This window comes from Niveispirillum sp. KHB5.9, assembly GCF_048066115.1.
GTDB lineage: Bacteria > Pseudomonadota > Alphaproteobacteria > Azospirillales > Azospirillaceae > Niveispirillum.
Genome location: NZ_JBLTYX010000001.1, coordinates 759,313 through 776,692, shown reverse-complemented (window position 1 = coordinate 776,692; position 17,380 = coordinate 759,313). Strand labels below are relative to the sequence as shown.

The 17,380-nt window shown below is 67.9% G+C and carries 14 protein-coding genes; 9 read left to right on the top strand and 5 right to left on the bottom strand.

What is annotated here, in order from left to right:
• The first annotated feature begins 1 nt into the window (after position 1).
• Genes ACM9HJ_RS03085 through ACM9HJ_RS03060 form a run of 6 tightly spaced genes read left to right on the top strand, consistent with a single transcriptional unit; the run spans position 2 to position 10,067 of the window.
• A complete protein-coding gene (locus ACM9HJ_RS03085) occupies positions 2–3,235 on the top strand; it encodes a family 78 glycoside hydrolase catalytic domain (protein WP_416570211.1) in 3,234 nt (1,077 codons plus the stop codon).
• Complete coding sequence (locus tag ACM9HJ_RS03080; RefSeq protein ID WP_416570210.1) at positions 3,232–4,719, top strand: carboxylesterase/lipase family protein; 1,488 nt, start codon at positions 3,232–3,234, stop codon at positions 4,717–4,719. Before ACM9HJ_RS03085 ends, ACM9HJ_RS03080 begins: the two co-directional genes overlap by 4 nt.
• Entirely contained in the window at positions 4,716–5,606 is an 891-nt protein-coding gene (locus ACM9HJ_RS03075; protein WP_416570209.1) for an alpha/beta hydrolase, read from the top strand. Before ACM9HJ_RS03080 ends, ACM9HJ_RS03075 begins: the two co-directional genes overlap by 4 nt.
• Positions 5,603–7,222: a tannase/feruloyl esterase family alpha/beta hydrolase gene (locus tag ACM9HJ_RS03070; protein WP_416570208.1), complete on the top strand. Its 1,620-nt coding sequence runs from the start codon at positions 5,603–5,605 to the stop codon at positions 7,220–7,222. Before ACM9HJ_RS03075 ends, ACM9HJ_RS03070 begins: the two co-directional genes overlap by 4 nt.
• Positions 7,219–7,536, top strand: a complete 318-nt coding sequence (locus ACM9HJ_RS03065; protein ID WP_416570207.1) for a hypothetical protein — start codon at positions 7,219–7,221, stop codon at positions 7,534–7,536. The genes ACM9HJ_RS03070 and ACM9HJ_RS03065 overlap by 4 nt, the downstream gene beginning before the upstream one ends.
• An 8-nt stretch (positions 7,537–7,544) precedes the next feature.
• The gene (locus tag ACM9HJ_RS03060) at positions 7,545–10,067 is read left to right on the top strand and encodes a glycoside hydrolase family 3 protein (protein ID WP_416570206.1); all 2,523 of its coding nucleotides are present in this window, start codon (positions 7,545–7,547) and stop codon (positions 10,065–10,067) included.
• 196 nt (positions 10,068–10,263) lie between these two features.
• Here the strand turns inward: ACM9HJ_RS03060 and ACM9HJ_RS03055 are convergent, their stop codons facing one another.
• On the bottom strand, positions 10,264–10,869 hold the full coding sequence (locus ACM9HJ_RS03055; protein WP_416570205.1) for a TetR/AcrR family transcriptional regulator: 606 nt from the start codon (positions 10,867–10,869) through the stop codon (positions 10,264–10,266).
• A 119-nt stretch (positions 10,870–10,988) separates the two neighbouring features.
• Between ACM9HJ_RS03055 and ACM9HJ_RS03050 the strand changes: the two genes are divergently transcribed.
• The 3 genes from ACM9HJ_RS03050 to ACM9HJ_RS03040 all read left to right on the top strand — a co-directional run bounded on the left by ACM9HJ_RS03050 (position 10,989) and on the right by ACM9HJ_RS03040 (position 14,348).
• Positions 10,989–12,470, top strand: coding sequence for a flavin-containing monooxygenase (locus tag ACM9HJ_RS03050; RefSeq protein ID WP_416570204.1), 1,482 nt, complete (start codon positions 10,989–10,991; stop codon positions 12,468–12,470).
• Positions 12,467–13,279, top strand: coding sequence for an SDR family NAD(P)-dependent oxidoreductase (locus ACM9HJ_RS03045; protein WP_416570203.1), 813 nt, complete (start codon positions 12,467–12,469; stop codon positions 13,277–13,279). Before ACM9HJ_RS03050 ends, ACM9HJ_RS03045 begins: the two co-directional genes overlap by 4 nt.
• Positions 13,280–13,364: 85 nt before the next feature.
• Positions 13,365–14,348 (top strand): MBL fold metallo-hydrolase, encoded by a 984-nt coding sequence (locus ACM9HJ_RS03040; RefSeq protein ID WP_416570202.1) that lies wholly within the window; start codon positions 13,365–13,367, stop codon positions 14,346–14,348.
• A gap of 11 nt (positions 14,349–14,359) precedes the next feature.
• Here ACM9HJ_RS03040 and ACM9HJ_RS03035 read toward each other — a convergent pair whose 3' ends face one another.
• The 4 genes from ACM9HJ_RS03035 to ACM9HJ_RS03020 all read right to left on the bottom strand — a co-directional run bounded on the left by ACM9HJ_RS03035 (position 14,360) and on the right by ACM9HJ_RS03020 (position 17,379).
• Positions 14,360–15,808 carry an ATP-binding protein gene (locus ACM9HJ_RS03035; protein ID WP_416570201.1) on the bottom strand — a complete coding sequence of 483 codons (1,449 nt, stop codon included), beginning with the start codon at positions 15,806–15,808 and terminating at the stop codon, positions 14,360–14,362.
• Between the two features lie 86 nt (positions 15,809–15,894).
• Entirely contained in the window at positions 15,895–16,788 is an 894-nt protein-coding gene (locus ACM9HJ_RS03030) for a hypothetical protein (RefSeq protein ID WP_416570200.1), read from the bottom strand.
• A 200-nt stretch (positions 16,789–16,988) separates the two neighbouring features.
• Positions 16,989–17,234 carry a type II toxin-antitoxin system mRNA interferase toxin, RelE/StbE family gene (locus ACM9HJ_RS03025; RefSeq protein WP_416570199.1) on the bottom strand — a complete coding sequence of 82 codons (246 nt, stop codon included), beginning with the start codon at positions 17,232–17,234 and terminating at the stop codon, positions 16,989–16,991.
• Complete coding sequence (locus tag ACM9HJ_RS03020) at positions 17,206–17,379, bottom strand: hypothetical protein (protein WP_416570198.1); 174 nt, start codon at positions 17,377–17,379, stop codon at positions 17,206–17,208. The genes ACM9HJ_RS03025 and ACM9HJ_RS03020 overlap by 29 nt, the downstream gene beginning before the upstream one ends.
• Between the last annotated feature and the right edge of the window lies 1 nt (position 17,380).

Sequence of the window (17,380 nt, the reverse complement as noted above, 5' to 3'; positions counted from 1 at the left end):
GATGGGAGGATGGGCACACCGCGCCGGTTGCCTGATGATCCTGACGCTGGTGACCGGCTGTGCCGGGCCCGGCGTGCCGGACGGGATGCGGGTGGAATATGCCGCCCGCCCCCTGGGCCTGGACGAGGCGGCACCCCGTCTGGCCTGGCTGTCGCCCGTGGCGCGCCAGTCGGCCTATCGCATCCGGGCGGCGGAAAGTCCGGCTGCCCTGGAAGCGGGGCCGCTGGTCTGGGACAGCGGCAAGGTGACCGGCGATGGCAATGTCCAGATCGCCTATGCCGGCCCGGCCCTGGCATCGGCCAGGCGCTACTGGTGGCAGGTCATGGTCTGGGATGCGGCCGGGAAACCCGGCGGCTGGAGCCGGCCCGACTGGTGGGAGATGGGGCTGCTGTCGCCGGACCTCTGGGGGGCGTCCTGGATCGCCGGGCCGGAACAGGTGGTGCATGACTGGCGCGACCTGGAGCTGGAAATCGACCTGACCCTCAAGGGGCCGGCGCTGGACATCCTGTTCCGGGCGCAGGGGTCGGGGAAGAAATATGGCGACGCCTATGTCTGGACCCTGTCCGACAGCAAGGATGGCCCGGTCCTGATCCAGTCCGTGCGCCGCTATACCGACGGCAAGAGCGGGGGTATGAAAAGCACGGAGCTGGGCCGGGTTGCTCTGGCCGGCGGGCCGCTGAAGGACCAGCGGCGGCGCCTGGTTATCCGGGCGCAGGGGGCGCGCATCACCACTCTGCTGGACGGGGTGGAGGTGGCGTCGATCAGTGATGCGAGCCATGCCCATGGCACGGTGGGCTTCACCGCGAAGCAGGCCGAGGCCGCCATCATCCATCGCGTCAAGGTGACGGGCAGCGGGGCGCCGGGCGTGGAAACCGGGTTTACCGCCAATGACAATCCCTTCACCGGTGGTTCGGTGGGGACGGATGGCTTGCTGGTCGCGGCCGGAGTGCCGTCCATCGATATCGTCCTGTCCATGGAGGCGCCGGCCCCGCTGCTGCGCCGTGAATTCACCCTGCCGGCAAAGAAGATCGCCCGGGCTCGGCTTTATTGGGCCGGGGCCGGCATGCCGCTGCTGTCCCTGAACGGAGCGGCGGTGGGGGGCAGTGCCCTGGGCGTGGGTTTCACCGCCTATGACAAGCGGGTGCTGGCCCATGCGCTGGACATCACCGACCGGCTGAAGCCCGGTGCGAACGTTATGGGGGCGGAGCTGGGGCGCGGCTGGTACGGGGTCACCGATCCCAATGAATGGTATTTCCACAAGGCGCCCTGGCATGGCGATCCGGCGCTGAAGGCGCTGATCGAGGTGGAATTCGCCGATGGCAGCCGCCAGAAGATCGCCAGCGATGGCGAATGGCGCGCGCAGCCTGGCCCAACCCTGTCCGACAGCATCTATCGCGGTGAACGCTATGATGCCCGGCTGGTGCCCGAGGATTGGGACAAGGCGGGCGTGGTGCGGGTGGTGGACGGGCCGGCGGGGCGGATCGATTTCGCCAATGCCGAACCCATCGCACCCGTATCCAGCCTGAAGCCCGTGTCGGTCAAGGAAGTGCGGCCGGGCGTTCATGTCTATGATTTCGGGCGCATCATCGCCGGCTTGCCTGTGCTGTCCGCGTCGGGTCCGCGCGGGTCCACCATCTCCCTGGTCGCCAGTGAGAAGCTGGACAAGAACGGTGAGGTGGTGCCCGCCTCCGGCCTGATCAATGCCCAGCTTCAGACCTATCGCTATACGCTGGCGGGGATGGGCACGGAGCGCTGGACGCCACGTTTCTCCTATGCCGGGTTCCGCTATGTGCAGGTGGAGGGGCTGGCGGGCAGACCGGGGGCCGATACGCTGACGGCCGAGATCGTGCATTCGGACGTGGCCGATACGGGCAGCTTCGCCTGTGCCGATCCGCTGCTGGGCAAGATCGACGCGGCGGCACGCGCCACCATCCTGAACAATCTGCACGGCTTCCTGACCGATACGCCCACCTTCGAGAAGAATGGCTGGACCGGCGATGCCCAGGCATCGGCCGGGATGGCGGTGCGCAGCCTGGATGTGGCGCGGGTCTTCACCAAATGGCTGGCCGATTTCCGCGATGCCCAGGCCGAGAGTGGCGAATTGCCGGAGGTGGTGCCGACGACACCCTTCTATGGCTATCAGGACACGCCCGGTTGGAACCTGATCTGGGGGCCGACACCGCCCTGGGACGTGGCGGCGATGATCCTGCCCTGGGAGATGTACGAGGCCTATGGCGATACGGGCATCCTGGCGGAAAACCATGAGATGCAGAAGCGGTTGGTGGATTACACCGCGACCATCTTCAAGGCTCCGGATTATCGCGGGCGCATGGGGCTGTCGGAATGGAGCCCGCCCGGGCCGCTGGACATCCTGAATGCCCGTGGCGGGGGCATCGATGCCGTCACCGCCGCGTACTTCTTCCATGAGGCCGACCTGCTGTCGCGCAGTTCGGCGGTGATCGGCAAGGGGGAGGATGCGGAGCGGTATCGGGCGTTGGCCGAGGCGATCCGGGGCGCCTACAACAAGCGTTATTGGGACGCAGCCAATGGCTGGTACCGCACGGTGGATGCCAAGGGTGTGGCCGCCGGCCCCACCCAGATCCAGAATGTGCTGCCGCTGGCCTTCGGCATGGTGCCGGACGGGCGCGAAGCCGCCGTGGCCGCCACCATCGCCACGGATGCGGAGAAGAACGGGCTGCGCACCGGCGTGTTCGGCACCCGCTATCTGCTGCCGGTGCTGAGCGATCATGGCTATGCCGATCTGGCCTACCGGCTGGCGACGCGCCGGGACGAGCCGGGCTGGGGCTGGTGGATCGAGAATGGCCACCAGACCCTGTTCGAGAGCTGGAGCCTGGAGAGCCGGTCGCGCGACCATCATTATTTCTCGTCCATCGGCGACTGGATGCGCACGCGGCTGGCCGGGTTGCGGCCCGGCGGCCCCGGCTACAAGCAGGTGCTGGTCCGGCCGGAAATCCCCGACGGGCTGGAATGGGCGGAGGCCAGCATGCGCACCGTCCATGGCCTTGCCTCCAGCGCGTGGCGCGTGGCCAAGGGGGCGCTGTCCCTGACGGTGGAGATACCACCCAACACGGTGGGTGAGGTCTGGCTGCCCAACCGCTTCGGCCCCGTGCGCGACCTGCCCAAGGGGGCGGTGCGGGTGCGGGAGGAAGGTCGGTTCACGATCTACAGCGTCGGGCCGGGCAAGCATGTTTTCACCACGGGAGGCGGCACATGAGACGCCCTTTCTTCCTGGCCCTGGCGGCCCTTCTGCTGAGCACCGCATCGTTCGCGACCGAGGTGAAGGTGGAAAGCGGCCTGCTTCAGGGCGTGGCGGCCAATGGCATCACCGCGTTCAAGGGCATCCCCTATGCCGCCCCGCCGGTGGGGGAGTTGCGCTGGCGAGCACCGGTGCCGGCCGTATCGTGGCAGGGGGTGCGGCAGGCGGACAGGTTCGGTTCCGACTGCATGCAGAACCCGCTGCCGGGATCGAAATCGCCGGTCACGCCCAGCGAGGATTGCCTTTACCTGAATGTCTGGACGCCGGGCACGAAGGGTGCACCGGTCCTGGTCTGGATACCGGGCGGCGGCTTCGTCACCGACAGTGCGGCCAACCCGGTGATGGACGGGGCGGGGCTGGCGCGGCGCGGCGTGGTGGTCGTGACCTTCAATTACCGGCTGGGCCGGTTCGGCTTCTTCGCCCATCCCGACCTGACGCGCGAAAGCGGGGAGGGGCCGACGGGTAATTGGGGCTTCATGGACCAGATTGCTGCCCTGCAATGGGTCCGGCGCAATATCGCTTCGTTCGGTGGCGACCCGGCCAATGTCACCCTGATCGGGGAGTCTGCCGGGGGTGAGTCCGTTTCCCGCCTGATGACGGCGCTACCGGCACGCGGCCTGTTCCACAAGGCGGTGGTGATCTCTGGCGGTGGGCGCGACCGCTGGCCCGCCCTGGCCGAGGCGGAGGCCAAGGGGGTGGCCTTTGCCAAGGATGTGGGCGTCAAGGATGGGCTGGCGGGGCTGCGCGTCCTGCCGGCGGACAAGGTGCGCGGCGGCATCACCCTGCTGGACAAGGAGGAAAAGACCTGGTCCGGCCCACTGAACGACGGGCGCATCCTGCAGGGCGATCCGGTGCCGGCCTTCACGGCCGGTGCGGAGGCGAGGATACCCCTGATCATCGGGGCGAATGATGACGAGTTCAGCTTCGTGCCCTCGATCTTCCGCATGTTCCTGAACGGGCCGCATGAGAAGGCGGTGGAGCCGAACAAGGCGGCGGTGCGCGCCGCCTATGGCTCCGACAGCGCCATGCGCCGCGCCATCGCCAGCGATGTGGTGTTCGTGGAACCGTCCGTGGCCCTGGCCAAGCGCCATGCGGCCACCGGGGCGCCCACCTGGCTCTATCGTTTCGGCTATGTCGCCGAGGCCAAGCGGGAGGAGGGCAGCGGGGCCGGCCATGCCACCGACATGCCCTTCCATTTCGGCACGCTTGATCAGACCGACGTCAAGCCGACGCCAGCGGACCAAGCCGCCGCCGCGCTGATGGGCGATCTCTGGACCCGCTTCGCCAGGAATGGTGATCCCAATGGCGGCGGCCTGCCCACCTGGCCGCGCTATGCGGCGGGGGCACCGCAGATGCTGTCCATCGGGGTCGAGACCAGGACCGTTTCCGCCGCCGAACCGGTGATCGATACCATCGCCGCCGCACGGGATGCCACGCCATGAGGAACTTCTCCCGCCGCCTTGTCCTGATCGGCAGCCTGGGCCTGCTGCTGGCCGGCTGCGCCAAGACCGTCACCCTTTCCGACGGCACGTCCGTGCCGCTCTGGCCCCAGGGCGTGCCCGGCGCCATCGCCGACATGCCGCCGGAGGTGACGGAGGACCGGATACCGTTCGGCACCATCACCCGCAATGTCTCCACCCCGTCGCTGCTGGTCTTCCAGCCGGCCAAGCCCAACGGCACGTCGGTGATCGTGGCGCCGGGTGGCGGGTTCCACATGCTGTCCATCGAGAATGAGGGGATTGCGGTCGCCAAATGGCTGAACAGCCTGGGCGTCACCGCCTTCGTCCTGCGCTACCGCCTGATCCCCACGGGCGAGGATGTGGCGATCAAGCTGTTCCAGCGCATCGCCAAGCGCGACGAGATGGTGGCGGCATTGGCGCCGCTGCGCCCCCTGGTCATCGCCGACGGGCAGCAGGCGGTGCGCCATGTCCGGGAGAAGGCCGCGACATATGGGGTGAAGCCGGATCGGATCGGGCTGATGGGTTTTTCCGCCGGCGGGGCGCTGGCCGTCTGGTCGATCCTGAGCCAGGACAAGCCCAGCCGGCCGGATTTCGTCCTGGCGATCTATCCGGGCCTGCTGCCCGATCCGTTGCAGGCCCCGGCCGGTGCCCCGCCGCTTTTCACGGTCGTGGCGGGGGATGACACCATCTCCGTCAAGGATACCGACCGTCTGGCCGCGGCCTGGCGCGCGGCGGGGCTGGAGGTGGAACAGGCCACCTACCCCGCCGGGGGCCATGGGTTCGGCATGAAACAACAGGGCAAGCCGACCGACGCCTGGACGGCGCGCTTGCAGCAATGGCTCGACGCCAAGGGATTGTTGTCGAAATGAGAAACAGGACATCGAAGGCCACGCTGATTGGCCTTGGGGCGCTGACGGCTCTGATGGCGGGCTGTGCCCAACACAAGCCCGAACAGGCCCCACCGCCGCGCATCGCGCAATGCGAGGGGCTGACCGGCCTGACGCTGGCCGATGGCAAGGTCGAGACGGCCGCGTCCGTCGCCGCCGGCAAGATGGTGACGCCCGACGAGGGCAAGATGGGTCTGCCGGCACCCACCACCTTCTGCCGCGTGCAGGCACGCCTGACGCCGACACCGTCATCCTCCATCCGGGTGGAGGTCTGGCTGCCCGAGGCGGGTGCCTGGAACGGCAAGCTGCTGGGGGCCGGCAATGGCGGTTTCGGCAGCAATATGCAGGTGCCATCGCTGGTGATGCGCGGCGGTATCGCCAAGGGCTATGCGTCGGTGGGCAGCGACATGGGCCATGTCGGCAAGTCCGACGTGGATGCCAGCTGGGCGCCGGGCCAGCCGGAGAAGGTCCGCGACTATGGCTGGCGGGCCAACCATCTGGCCGCCGCCACGGCCAAGCGCGTCATCGCCGCCTATTACCCGTCCCCGCTGGATGCCAGCTATTTCCATGGCTGTTCCGATGGCGGGCGCGAGGCGCTGATGGAGGCGCAGCGCTTCCCCGAGGATTACGACGCCATCCTGGCCGGGGCGCCTGCCATCCCCTGGGCGCGGCTGGCCACGGCGATGGCGATGAATGACCGGGCGGCGTTCGCCAAGCCGGAAAGCAGCCTGCCCAATGCCAAGCTGCCCTTGCTGCAGAAGGCGGCCCTGGCCCGCTGCGATGCGCGCGACGGGGTGGTGGACGGGGTGATCGACGATCCGCGCAGCTGCGATTTCGATCCTGCTGTGCTGACCTGCCAGGCGGGTGACCAGCCGGATTGTCTGACGGCGGCGCAGGTGGAGGCCGTGCGGGCGATCTATCGCGGGCCGGTCGACGGCAAGGGCAAGCAATTCTATCCCGGATACATGCCGGGGATGGAGGCCACGCCCGGCGCCTGGGACCTGTGGCTGACCGGGCCGGCGGCGCAGCATGGCAAGTTCTCCACTGAATTCTACCGCCATTTCGTGCATGGCGATCCGAACTGGAGCACCAGGGATTTCCGCCTGGACAGCGATTTTGCCAAGGCCCTGGCCATGCAGGGCGAGATCAATGCCGATGATCCCGACCTGAAGCCCTTCTTCGCCAAGGGCGGCAAGCTGATCCTCTATCACGGCTATGGCGATGCCGCGATTCCGCCTCAGAACACCGTCGATTATTATCAACGGGTGCTGAAGGCGAGCGGGGCCAAGGCCGGCAAATCCGTGCGGCTGTTCATGATGCCGGGTGTGTCGCACTGCCTGGCGGGGCCGGGGCCGAACGTGTTCGACGGGGTCGGTGCCTTGGATGCCTGGCGCCAGGGCGGGCCGGCACCGGAGCGGATCAAGGCCACCAAGTTCGACAATGATTATCTGGGCTTCCTGGGCATGCCGGCCAGGACGGTCCGCACCCGCCCGCTCTGTGCCTATCCCAAGGTAGCGCGCTGGACCGGCAGCGGGTCGACCGACGACGAAGCCAACTTCACCTGCACCAACCCCACCCTTCAGGAGACGACACCATGAAGAGCATCCTTCCCCTGTTCGCTGCCATGGCCTTGCTGCTGTCGGTGCCCGTCCATGCCCAGGCGAACCAGAGCCCGCCGGCGCCGGTGGATGCCAATGCCGCCAAATTCTCCCTCGACACGCCGATAGAGGAACTGGCGGCCGATGAGGGAGCCAAGGCCGCCCTGACCAGCACCCTGCCGGGCCTGCTGGAAATCCCCCAGTATGAGATGATCAAGGGTCTCAGCCTGCGCCAGCTTCAGCCCTATTCCGGCGGCAAGCTGACGGATGAATTGCTGGCCCGGACCGAGACCGCGCTGGCGAGCGTGAAATGAGGCGGCGCATGTTTGGCCGGTTGGCGGTGGCCGGCGTGGCGCTGGCCCTGGCCGGGCAGTCCGTGGTGCAGGCCAAGGATACGGCACCGGACGTGACCGCGAAGGTGCAGGACCTGATCGGCCGGATGACACTGGACGAGAAGATCAGCCTTCTGGCCGGTGCCGGCATCATGGAGCTGAACGGCGTGCCCCGGCTGGGCGTGCCGGGCATCAAGGTCACCGACGGTCCCACCGGTGTGCGCTCCCATGATGACAAGCCGGCGACCGTGTTCCCCGTGGGCGTGGCCATGGCCGCGACCTGGAACACCGAGCTGGCGGGCAAGGTGGGGGCGGCCATCGCGGATGAAGCGCGGGCGCATGGCGCCTCGGTCCTGCTGGCGCCGACGGTCAACATCGTCCGCACCCCGCTCTGGGGTCGCAATTTCGAGACCTATTCGGAGGACCCGCATCTGGCGGCCCGCATGGGGCTTGGCTATGTGCAGGGCGTGCAGGGGCGGGGGATCGGCGTGTCCCTGAAGCATTTCGCCGCCAACAACCAGGAAACCAACCGTTTCTTCGTGGACAGCAAGGTGCCGGCCCGGCCGTTGCGCGAGGTCTATCTGCCGGCGTTCGAGACGGTGGTGAAGCAGGCCGATCCCTGGTCGGTGATGGCATCCTACAACAAGGTCAACGGCACCTATGCCACGCAGAACCGCTGGCTGCTGACCGACCTTCTGAAGAAGGAATGGGGTTATCCGGGCATGGTCGTGTCCGACTGGGGGGCGACCCATGCCACGGCGGCGGCGGCCAATGCCGGGTTGGACCTGGAAATGCCGGGCCCGCCGGCCAATTTCGGGGCCAAGCTGCGTCAGGCCGTGGACAAGGGCGATGTCAGCCCGGCCCAGATCGATGACAATGCCGGCCGCGTGCTGCGCCTGATCCTGCGGTCGACGGTCAAGGGTGGGGACGGCACCATCCCGGCCGCCATGAGGCAGGCCCATGCCGATCTGGCCCGCGCCGCGGCGCAGGAGGCGATCATCCTGTTGCAGAACAAGGATGTTCTGCCGCTGAAGGGGGATATACGCACCCTGGCGGTGATCGGCCCCAATGCCGATGTCATCCGCGTGCAGGGCGGCGGGTCGTCGGCCGTGGTGCCGTTCGACAGCATCCCCACGCCGCTGGCGGCCTTGGCGGAAGCGTTCCCTGGAGCCCGCATCATCCATGCGCAGGGCGTGGATAACGAGGAAACGCCGCCTTCGGCCGATCCGGCCCTGTTGAGCCCGGATGAGAAGCGGGGGCGCAAGGGGTTGCTGGCCGAATATTTCACCACGCCCGACCTATCCGGCCAGCCCAGCCGCAGCGAGGATGTGGCCAATTTCAGCAAGCGCATCGCCGGCAACCAGGCCAAGGCGGATGTGGTGGGCTATGCGGGGTTGCGCTGGTCGGGCTGGTTCTGGCCGGAACGCAGCGGGAAACACGAATTCAGCGTGCGCGGCACGGGCAAGGCCACCCTGTCGCTGGACGGTAAGGTGATCCTGGACCGGGCGGTGAAGGGCGTGCCCGATCCGCGCGACGTGATCGGCTTTCCCGTCCTGCGTCGCACCGTCAGCCTGGATATGGAAGCCGGGCGCGGTTACCGCATCCAGCTTGATTACGCCACGGGCCAGACGCCATACGAGGCGCTGGTCTTCGGCATCCGCCAGCCGGCCCCCGATTTCGATGCGGCGGTGGAAGCGGCGAAGGGGGCGGATGCGGCCATCGTTCTGGTCGGCTCCTCCTCCATGACCGAGGGTGAAGGGTACGACCGCACCACGTTGGCTTTGCCGGGCGAACAGGACCGGCTGGTCGCGGCCGTTGCCGCCGTCAACAAGCGTACGGTGGTGGTGGTCAATAGCGGGTCGGCCGTCACCATGCCCTGGAAGGACCAGGTCGGCGCCATCATGCAGCTTTGGCTGCCGGGGCAGGAGGGATCGCGGGCGCTGGGTGACTTGGCGGCAGGCAAGGCCAACCCGTCCGGGCGGCTGCCCGTCAGCTTCCCGGCCAAGGATGGCGACATCGACGTCGATCTGGCGGCGTTGGAGAGCAACTATGCCGAGGGGCTGCTGGTCGGGTATCGCGGGCTGGATGCCAAGGGGGTGGCGGCGCTGTTTCCCTTTGGACACGGCCTGTCCTATTCGACCTTCACCTATGGCAAGCCGAAGGTACCGGCCCGGATCAAGGGTGGCGAGGCGGTTAGCGTAACACTGGACCTGCGCAACAGCGCCGGGCCGGCGGGGCAGGAGGTGGCGCAGCTCTATATCGCCCCGGCCCGGAGGGATGCCGACGAGCCGCCCAAGCAGTTGAGCGCTTTCACCAAGGTCGCCCTGGCACCGGGGGAGAAGCGCCGGGTCACCCTGACGCTCGATCCGCGCGCTTTTACCGCCTGGGACGAGGCGACGGGGCAGTGGCGGGTGCGGCCGGGGGAGTACACGCTGCTGGTCGGCGCTTCGGCGGCGGACATCAGGCAGCGGGTCAATGTCAAGGTCGCGGGCGGGGCGGAGGTGGTGCCTTGAGGGGGCGCCTTTGCTGCCACTCTCACTACCGTCATCCCCGCAAAAGCGGGGATCCAGCGCAGAGCGGCGTCTGCCGCGATTGAGCCATATCGGCGCTAATCGCGCCTTACGCTGGGTTCCCGCTTTCGCGGGAATGACGGTGGAAAAGAGAGGAACCCCTACAGCCCAAACCGTACGGGAGCAACAAAGCCGCCCCCTAATAGAACGACGGCAGCAGCCGGGCGACCATCTTGCGGGTGGCGTCGGGTTCCCGGTCCAGGGCGTCGCGCATGAAGCTGCCGATCAGCGCGTCGGCGAAGGCGTTGTGGGCGATGAACAGGATGCTGGATTTCAGCCGGCCGATGGACAGTTCGCTGGTGGGCGGCAGCCGCTTCTCGATCTCGTTGACCAGCGCCTGGATGGACAGGCGGATCGGTTCGAACCTGTCCGTGTCGCCGCTGATCGCGATCCAGGCGGCCAGCTTGGCGGCCCCGCCCTGGCTGTAGGCGTCGAAGACGATATCGATCATCTCCCGCTGGGCCAGCGGATCGTCGGACAGGATGCGGGTGATGGCCTGGCCCAAAGCCTTGTTCAGGTCGGACAGGATCATCGCCATCAGGGCGGTCTGCAGCCCGGCGGCGGAACCGAAATGATGGATCAGGTTGACATGCGTCATGCCGATCCGGCGCCCCACCTCCTGCAGGGTGACGGCACCGGGACCGGATTCCACAAGGCAGGCGCGCGCCGCATCCAGGGCCAGACGGCGGACTTCGTCGGGGCTGCGGCGGGGGCGGCGGGCGGGCTTGGCGGGTTCTGTTGACATGCTTGTCAATATAGTGCGCCGACCACCGGCGGTCGAGGAAATCCCCCACCGGGAGCGAGAAAACGGCTTGTTCCTTGCCACACACATTGATATTTACATTTATGTAAATAAAGGAGGCGATGATGCCGCCCACCGATGTCGAATTCCTTGATGTCCTGATTGTCGGGGCCGGCCTGTCCGGCATCGATGCGGCCTGCCGGCTGACCATGCATTGTCCGGGGAAACGCTGGGCGATGGTGGATGCGCGGGACCGGATCGGCGGTACCTGGGACCTGTTCCGCTATCCCGGCATCCGGTCGGACAGCGACATGCACACGCTGGGTTTCCCCTTCCGCCCCTGGAAGGAGACGGATGTCATCGCCGACGGCCCGGCCATCCGCGACTATATCGAGGATACGGCCCGCGAATACGGGGTGCTGCCGCATATCCGCTTCGGCTGGCGCGTCACCGGGGCCGACTGGTCCGGTGCCGATCAGACCTGGACGGTGACACTGGAAACGCCCGACGGACAGCGGCGGCTGCGCTGCGGCTTCCTTTACATGTGCAGCGGCTATTACCGCTACGATCGCGGCCATATGCCGGATTTCGCCGGTAGCGGCGATTTCCGCGGCCCCATCATCCATCCCCAGCATTGGCCCGAAGACCTGAATGTCGCCGGACGCCGCGTGTTGGTGATCGGCAGCGGGGCCACGGCCGTGACCCTGGTGCCCGCACTCACCCGGCTGGGCGCGCGGGTGACCATGCTGCAGCGCTCCCCCACCTATATCGTCTCCCACCCCAGGCGCGACGGGCTGGCGGAACGGCTGTTCCGGTTGCTGCCGGAAAAGCTGGCCGGTCTGCTGGTACGCTGGAAGTATATCGGCTGGAGCCTGCTGACCTATCGCCTGTCGCGCCGTAAGCCCGATCTGGTACGGCGGCGGATCATCGACGCGGTGCGCGATGCCGTGGGGCCGACCGTGGATGTCGACCCGCATTTCACGCCCAGCTACGCGCCCTGGGACCAGCGTGTCTGCCTGGTGCCCGATGGCGACCTGTTCCGGGTGCTGAAAGCCGGCGATGCTGCGATCGTCACCGGCCGCATCGACAGTTTCCGGCCCACCGGCGTGCGGCTGGAGGATGGCCGGGAGATCGCGGCCGATATCATCGTCACCGCCACCGGCCTGGACATGCAGTTGCTGGGTGGTGCGACCCTGAGCCTGGATGGGGAGAAGGTCGATATCGCCGGCCGTCCGGTCTATCGCGGCATGATGCTGGCCGATGTGCCCAACCATGCCTTGGCCATCGGCTATGTGAACGCGTCCTGGACGCTGAAATGCGACCTGACGGCGCGCCAGGTCTGCCGGTTGCTGAACCATATGGACGAGCACGGTTATGCGGTCTGTGTCGCCCCCTCGGACGGGGCGGGGCCGGGACGCGTGCCGCTGCTGGGCCTGACCGCCGGCTATGTGCAGCGCGGGCGGGCGCACATGCCGGCCCAGGGGGAAAGCCCGCCCTGGCGGGTGCATCAGAACTATCTGGCCGATCTGGCCGGCTTCCTTTTTTCCAAGCCGGCGGATGGCACCCTTGCCTTCGAGCGTCGGCATGACGGGGACAAGAAATGACCAGAACCATGCAGTTGCGCGGCCGCACGGCCGTAATCACCGGCGCCGGCGGCGGCATCGGCCGGGCCATCGCCATGTCGCTGGCAAGGCGGGGCTGCCGGCTGATGCTGACCGATATCGACCTGTCGGCGGCCCAGGCCACGGCGCTTGCAGCCCAGGCCGATCACGGGGTGGAGGCGCTGGCCGCCCGGCTGGACGTGGCCGACCGTGTGGCGGTGGCCGCATTGCCGGCACAGGTGCAGGCTTCGTTCGGCGGTGTCGACCTGCTGATCAACAATGCCGGGGTGGCCCTGGGCGGCAGCTTCACCCAGGTGTCGGAGGCGGATTTCGACTGGCTGATGGGCATCAATTTCCAGGGCGTGGTCGCCATGACCCGCGCCTTCATCCCGCTGTTGTCGGCCAGCGACGATGCGCGGCTGGTCAATCTCTCCTCCATCTTCGGCATCGTCGCCCCGCCGGGCCAGTCGGCCTATGCCGCCGCCAAGTTTGCCGTGCGCGGGTTCAGCGAGGCGCTGCGCCATGAACTGGTGGGCAGCAATATCGGCGTCACCATCGTGCATCCGGGCGGGGTCGCCACCTCCATCGCCAGCAATGCCCGCCCACCCGCCGGCGTTAGCCCGGAACGGCTGGCCGAACAGAAGGCACGGGCCCAGCGCATGCTGACCATGCCGCCGGCCGAGGCCGGGGAGATCATCGTGCGCGGGGTCGAACAGTGCCGTTCCCGCGTGCTGGTGGGCCGCGACGCAAGGCTGGCCGACCTGATCCAGCGGCTGTTCCCGGAACGCTACTGGTCGATCATCGGGCGTTGACCTGTGCGCGCCGCCACTGCGCGCGGTGCGGGGATGCTTCACGCTACCCCTCGATGATTGTGATCGACCGGGATGCTTGAAGCCGATGACACGCCGTTCCACCCGCACCGCCACGCGCTATCCTGTCTCCGATCATTGCGACGGCAGGCGTTTCTTCAACCCGCATGTGGTGGGGCAGGAGAAGGGGTTGGGCGATCTGTGGCGCTGGATGACCGGGCGCAAGCCGATACCCTGGCCGGACCGGCTGGAAAACCAGTCCTGGCCCCGGCCGGAGCCGGTGGCGGCCGACGCCATTTCGGTCACCTTCATCGGCCATGCCTGCTTCCTGATCGGCATCGGCGGACGCTGGTTCATCACCGATCCCGTCTATGGCAACCGGGCCAGTCCCTTTGCCTTCGCCGGGCCGAAGCGGGTACGCGCCCCCGGCCTGGGCTTCGACGATCTGCCCGGCCTGGATGGCATCCTGGTGAGCCATAACCATTATGACCATCTGGATCTGGCCAGCCTGCGGGAACTGGATCGCCGCTTCCAGGCACCCGTGGTCACCAGCCTGGGCAATGCCGCGCTGATCGGTGGCGCCGGCCCGCGCGTGGTGACGGAACTGGACTGGTGGCAGTCCCACCATCTGGGCGGGGTGGAGATCACCTATGTGCCTGCCCAGCATTTCGCCGCCCGTGGCCTGTTCGACCGCAACGCCACGCTGTGGGGCGGCTTCGTGCTGCGTGCCAATGGCCGCAGCCTGTATTTCTGCGGCGACAGCGGCTATTGCCCGCATTTCAGGGAGATCGGGGAACGTTTTCCCGGCATCGACCTGTCGCTGCTGCCCATCGGCGCCTATGAGCCGCGCTGGTTCATGCACATCATGCACATGAACCCCGAAGAGGCGGTGCAGGCACATCTGGACCTTGGCAGCCGCCGCAGCATCGGCATGCACTACGGCACCTTCGCCGGCCTGACGGATGAAGGGATCGACGATCCCGTCACGGCACTGGCCGCCGCCCGCGCCGCGCATGGGCTGGGGCAGGGGGATTTCGGAACGCTGGCGGTGGGGCGGACGCTGGTGCTGTAGGTGCCATCCCCTCAGGCGGTATGATCATCGCCTCTCAAAGGCAAGGTCACCCGGGCCAGCAAGCCCCCCTGCGGACGGTTGGCGAGCGTCAGGTCGCCGCCATGTGCCCGGGCCACGGCCCGCGCGCTGGCCAATCCCAGGCCCGTGCCGCCCGTATGGCGGCTGCGTGACGGTTCCACGCGGAAAAACGGTTCGAACACCCGCTCCAGCAGGGCGTCGGGAATGCCCGGCCCTTCGTCCAGCACCTCGATCACCGCACTGTCCCCCTCCACCCGCAGGCAGACGGCCGCCGACTGTCCATAGGTGACGGCGTTGCCGATGAGATTGTCGAGCATCCGGGCGATGCCGGGCGGATCGCCCTCGATCCGGGCGGGTTGCATCGGGCCGTCACCGACCGATTCGCCCATCTGGCGGCTGGCCCGGGTCTGGCGCCGGACCAGGGCTTCCAGGTCGATGGCGCTGCGTGCGACGGGCTGGGACATGTCCTTCACGAAGGACAGGGTCGCCGCGATCATCTCCCGCATCTCGGCGATATCCTCCGCCGCCGCGTCGCGCACGGCGTCGGGCGCCTCCTCCAGGCGGAAGGCCAGGCGGGCCAGCGGCGTGCGCAGGTCGTGGGCGATGGCGGCCACCATCAGGGTCCGGTCATCCACGTAGCGGCGCAGCCTTTCCTGCATCTGGTTGAAGGCGGTGGCGGCGGCGCGCACCTCCGGCGGGCCGATGCTGGTGGACAGGGCCGGCGCGCCCGGATCGCGGCCCAGTCGTTCGGCGGCCCGCGCGAACATGGCGATGGGCCCCGCCAGCCAGCGCGCCAGCCACCAGGCCAGCGGCACCACCACGCCCAGCCCGGCGATCAGCCAGTACAGCATGCGCAGGTACCAGCCACGCAACCCGCCATCGGCCGGCTGCACGATGCGCCATTCCCCGCTGGGCAGTTTCAGGGCCGCCGCGAAGTCGCCCATGATGGCATCGTCGCGATAGGGGAAGCCGGGCTGGGGGCCTGCAAACCGTCCGTCCGGCGGGGGCGGTCGGTCGCCCTGCGGTGGCGGGGGGCGGCTTGCATCCCGTGGCGGCGGCGGGCCGTCGGGGCGGGGGCCGCCGTGAAAGTCACCGGGTCCCGGCCCCCGTCCGCCCTGGTCCCCCGGTCCGCGCAGTTCCAGGCGGATCAGGCTTTCATCCTCGCCCAGCGCCTTGACCAGCCATTGCCGGTTGCTGCGCAGCCGGTCCGGCGGGCCGGCATTGGGGGGCGGCTTGCTGGCGGTCGTGACCTCGAGCCCGGGGGCGGCGATGCCTGAGCGCAGGCTTTCCGCCACGCCGGCCAGCATATGCTGGCTGGGCGGCGGCATGGGGGCGGCCAGCAGCAGCAGGAAGTTCAGCACCTGGGCCAGCAGCACCCCCGCCAGCATCAGGGCGAAGATGCGGATGAACAGCGGCCGGCCGGCCAGGGGATTGCGGAACATCAACCGGACCACCGCGATGGGGAAGGAAGGGATACGATAGGCCGGCGGCCGGTGTCTCGGGAAGAGGCAAGCCGCCGGCCGGGGGGTTACACACCCACCGTGACGGTGGCGGCGTAACCGGCCGACACGCTGCCCGACACGGCCAGCGTCTGGGCCGCGATCTGCGCGGCTGTGTTATCGCCGAAGACATTGTCGCTGGCGATGGAGATGCCGGACAGGTTGCGGGCGGAATTGCCATAGCCGCCGGCCGCATAGACGGCGGAGCAGATGTCGCCCGGCACGATGAACTGCGAGATCAGGGATGCCGTGCGGCCCGTGCCGGCCGTGGCGGCGGTCTGGCTGGTGAACACCTCGAAATGGATGTGCGGATACCGGCCGGCATAGGTGCCGGGCACGATGGTGGTGAAGGTCACCTGACCGTTGCTGTCGGAGATCTGCATGCCGCGCAGATAGCTTTCGGTGGGCAGGTCGTAGAGCGAATATTGGCCGTTGGCGTCGCAGTGCCAGATATAGATGGCGTGGCCGGCCAGCGGCGTGCAGCCCGTGGAGTTCTGCAGCGTGATGGTCAGTGTCATGGCCACGCCCGAGGCCCGGGTCGTGGAACTGATGAAGCTGGACCTTATGTCGGAGCGGATGACACCGGAAGAGGTCAGGACGTTGGAGGTGGCACCGCTGGAGGTGTTGGTGCCGTCGGCGGGGTAGGGGCCGTTGGTCTCCGTCGCGTAGTCAACGCACGATCCGCCGGTGGTACCGCCGGTCGTGCCACCCGTGGTTCCGCCCGTGCTGCCCGTCGTGGTCCCGGTGCCGGTCGTGGTGCTGGTGCTGTCCGACCCGCCGCCGCCGCAGCCGGCCAGCAATGCCACCAGACCCGCACCGCCCAGCAGCGACAGCGCGCGGCGGCGTTCCAGGATCCGGCTGTTCAGGGTCTCCAGGTCGAAGAGCAGACCGCGGTCATGATCCTCAATGTGGTGTTCGCTCATCTCGTAATCTCCGTTGCGGGGGTGGCCGACGGGGGCACCGCCGTTCGCGGAACAAGGGATGGCGGGGCGATATTGCCCACGGATGTCAGGCATGTGTCAGCGGCCAGAACCCGGCCGTCATATTATGTCGCCTGATATATTATGACGATGGGCGGGGCGCCTGTTACCGGCGGGGTGTGGCGGCAATGCCGCAGGGTCATTCAGTGGCCGAAAAGTTCACTATGCGTCCCGGTGGCGGTGAAGACCAGCTTGTCCCCATCCAGCCGGCCCTTCAGCGGGTGATCCTTGAACTGCGGCGGCAAGGGGCCGTCATTCATGATCACCAGCATCATGACATGTTTCAGATGCGGCATGGGGAACCGGCCGCTCTTGTTCAGGCTGTCCCATTGCTGACGGAAGGTCCGGGTCAGCGTGAATTCAAGCGGAGGGTTCGCTCGCTTGCTCATGCGCCTTCATCTGGATCAGCAATGCATCGGTTTCCGCCATGGCGCGCAGCAACAGGGCGGACGGTTCCGGTGTGACGGATGGCGTCGGACGTCGCGAAGCATCGCGCACCCTGTCCTTCTCCGTTCGTTTTTGCGGGACCGACATC

Bases quoted from the DNA above. Each gene is read 5' to 3' on its own strand.
- ACM9HJ_RS03025 (WP_416570199.1), bottom strand. From the start codon at position 17,234: ATGAGCAAGCGAGCGAACCCTCCGCTTGAATTCACGCTGACCCGGACC.
- ACM9HJ_RS03060 (WP_416570206.1), top strand. From the start codon at position 7,545: ATGTTTGGCCGGTTGGCGGTGGCCGGCGTGGCGCTGGCCCTGGCCGGG.
- ACM9HJ_RS03035 (WP_416570201.1), bottom strand. From the start codon at position 15,808: ATGTTCCGCAATCCCCTGGCCGGCCGGCCGCTGTTCATCCGCATCTTC.
- ACM9HJ_RS03020 (WP_416570198.1), bottom strand. From the start codon at position 17,379: ATGTCGGTCCCGCAAAAACGAACGGAGAAGGACAGGGTGCGCGATGCT.
- ACM9HJ_RS03050 (WP_416570204.1), top strand. From the start codon at position 10,989: ATGATGCCGCCCACCGATGTCGAATTCCTTGATGTCCTGATTGTCGGG.
- ACM9HJ_RS03045 (WP_416570203.1), top strand. From the start codon at position 12,467: ATGACCAGAACCATGCAGTTGCGCGGCCGCACGGCCGTAATCACCGGC.
- ACM9HJ_RS03040 (WP_416570202.1), top strand. From the start codon at position 13,365: ATGACACGCCGTTCCACCCGCACCGCCACGCGCTATCCTGTCTCCGAT.
- ACM9HJ_RS03075 (WP_416570209.1), top strand. From the start codon at position 4,716: ATGAGGAACTTCTCCCGCCGCCTTGTCCTGATCGGCAGCCTGGGCCTG.
- ACM9HJ_RS03070 (WP_416570208.1), top strand. From the start codon at position 5,603: ATGAGAAACAGGACATCGAAGGCCACGCTGATTGGCCTTGGGGCGCTG.
- ACM9HJ_RS03055 (WP_416570205.1), bottom strand. From the start codon at position 10,869: ATGTCAACAGAACCCGCCAAGCCCGCCCGCCGCCCCCGCCGCAGCCCC.
- ACM9HJ_RS03085 (WP_416570211.1), top strand. From the start codon at position 2: ATGGGAGGATGGGCACACCGCGCCGGTTGCCTGATGATCCTGACGCTG.
- ACM9HJ_RS03065 (WP_416570207.1), top strand. From the start codon at position 7,219: ATGAAGAGCATCCTTCCCCTGTTCGCTGCCATGGCCTTGCTGCTGTCG.
- ACM9HJ_RS03030 (WP_416570200.1), bottom strand. From the start codon at position 16,788: ATGAGCGAACACCACATTGAGGATCATGACCGCGGTCTGCTCTTCGAC.
- ACM9HJ_RS03080 (WP_416570210.1), top strand. From the start codon at position 3,232: ATGAGACGCCCTTTCTTCCTGGCCCTGGCGGCCCTTCTGCTGAGCACC.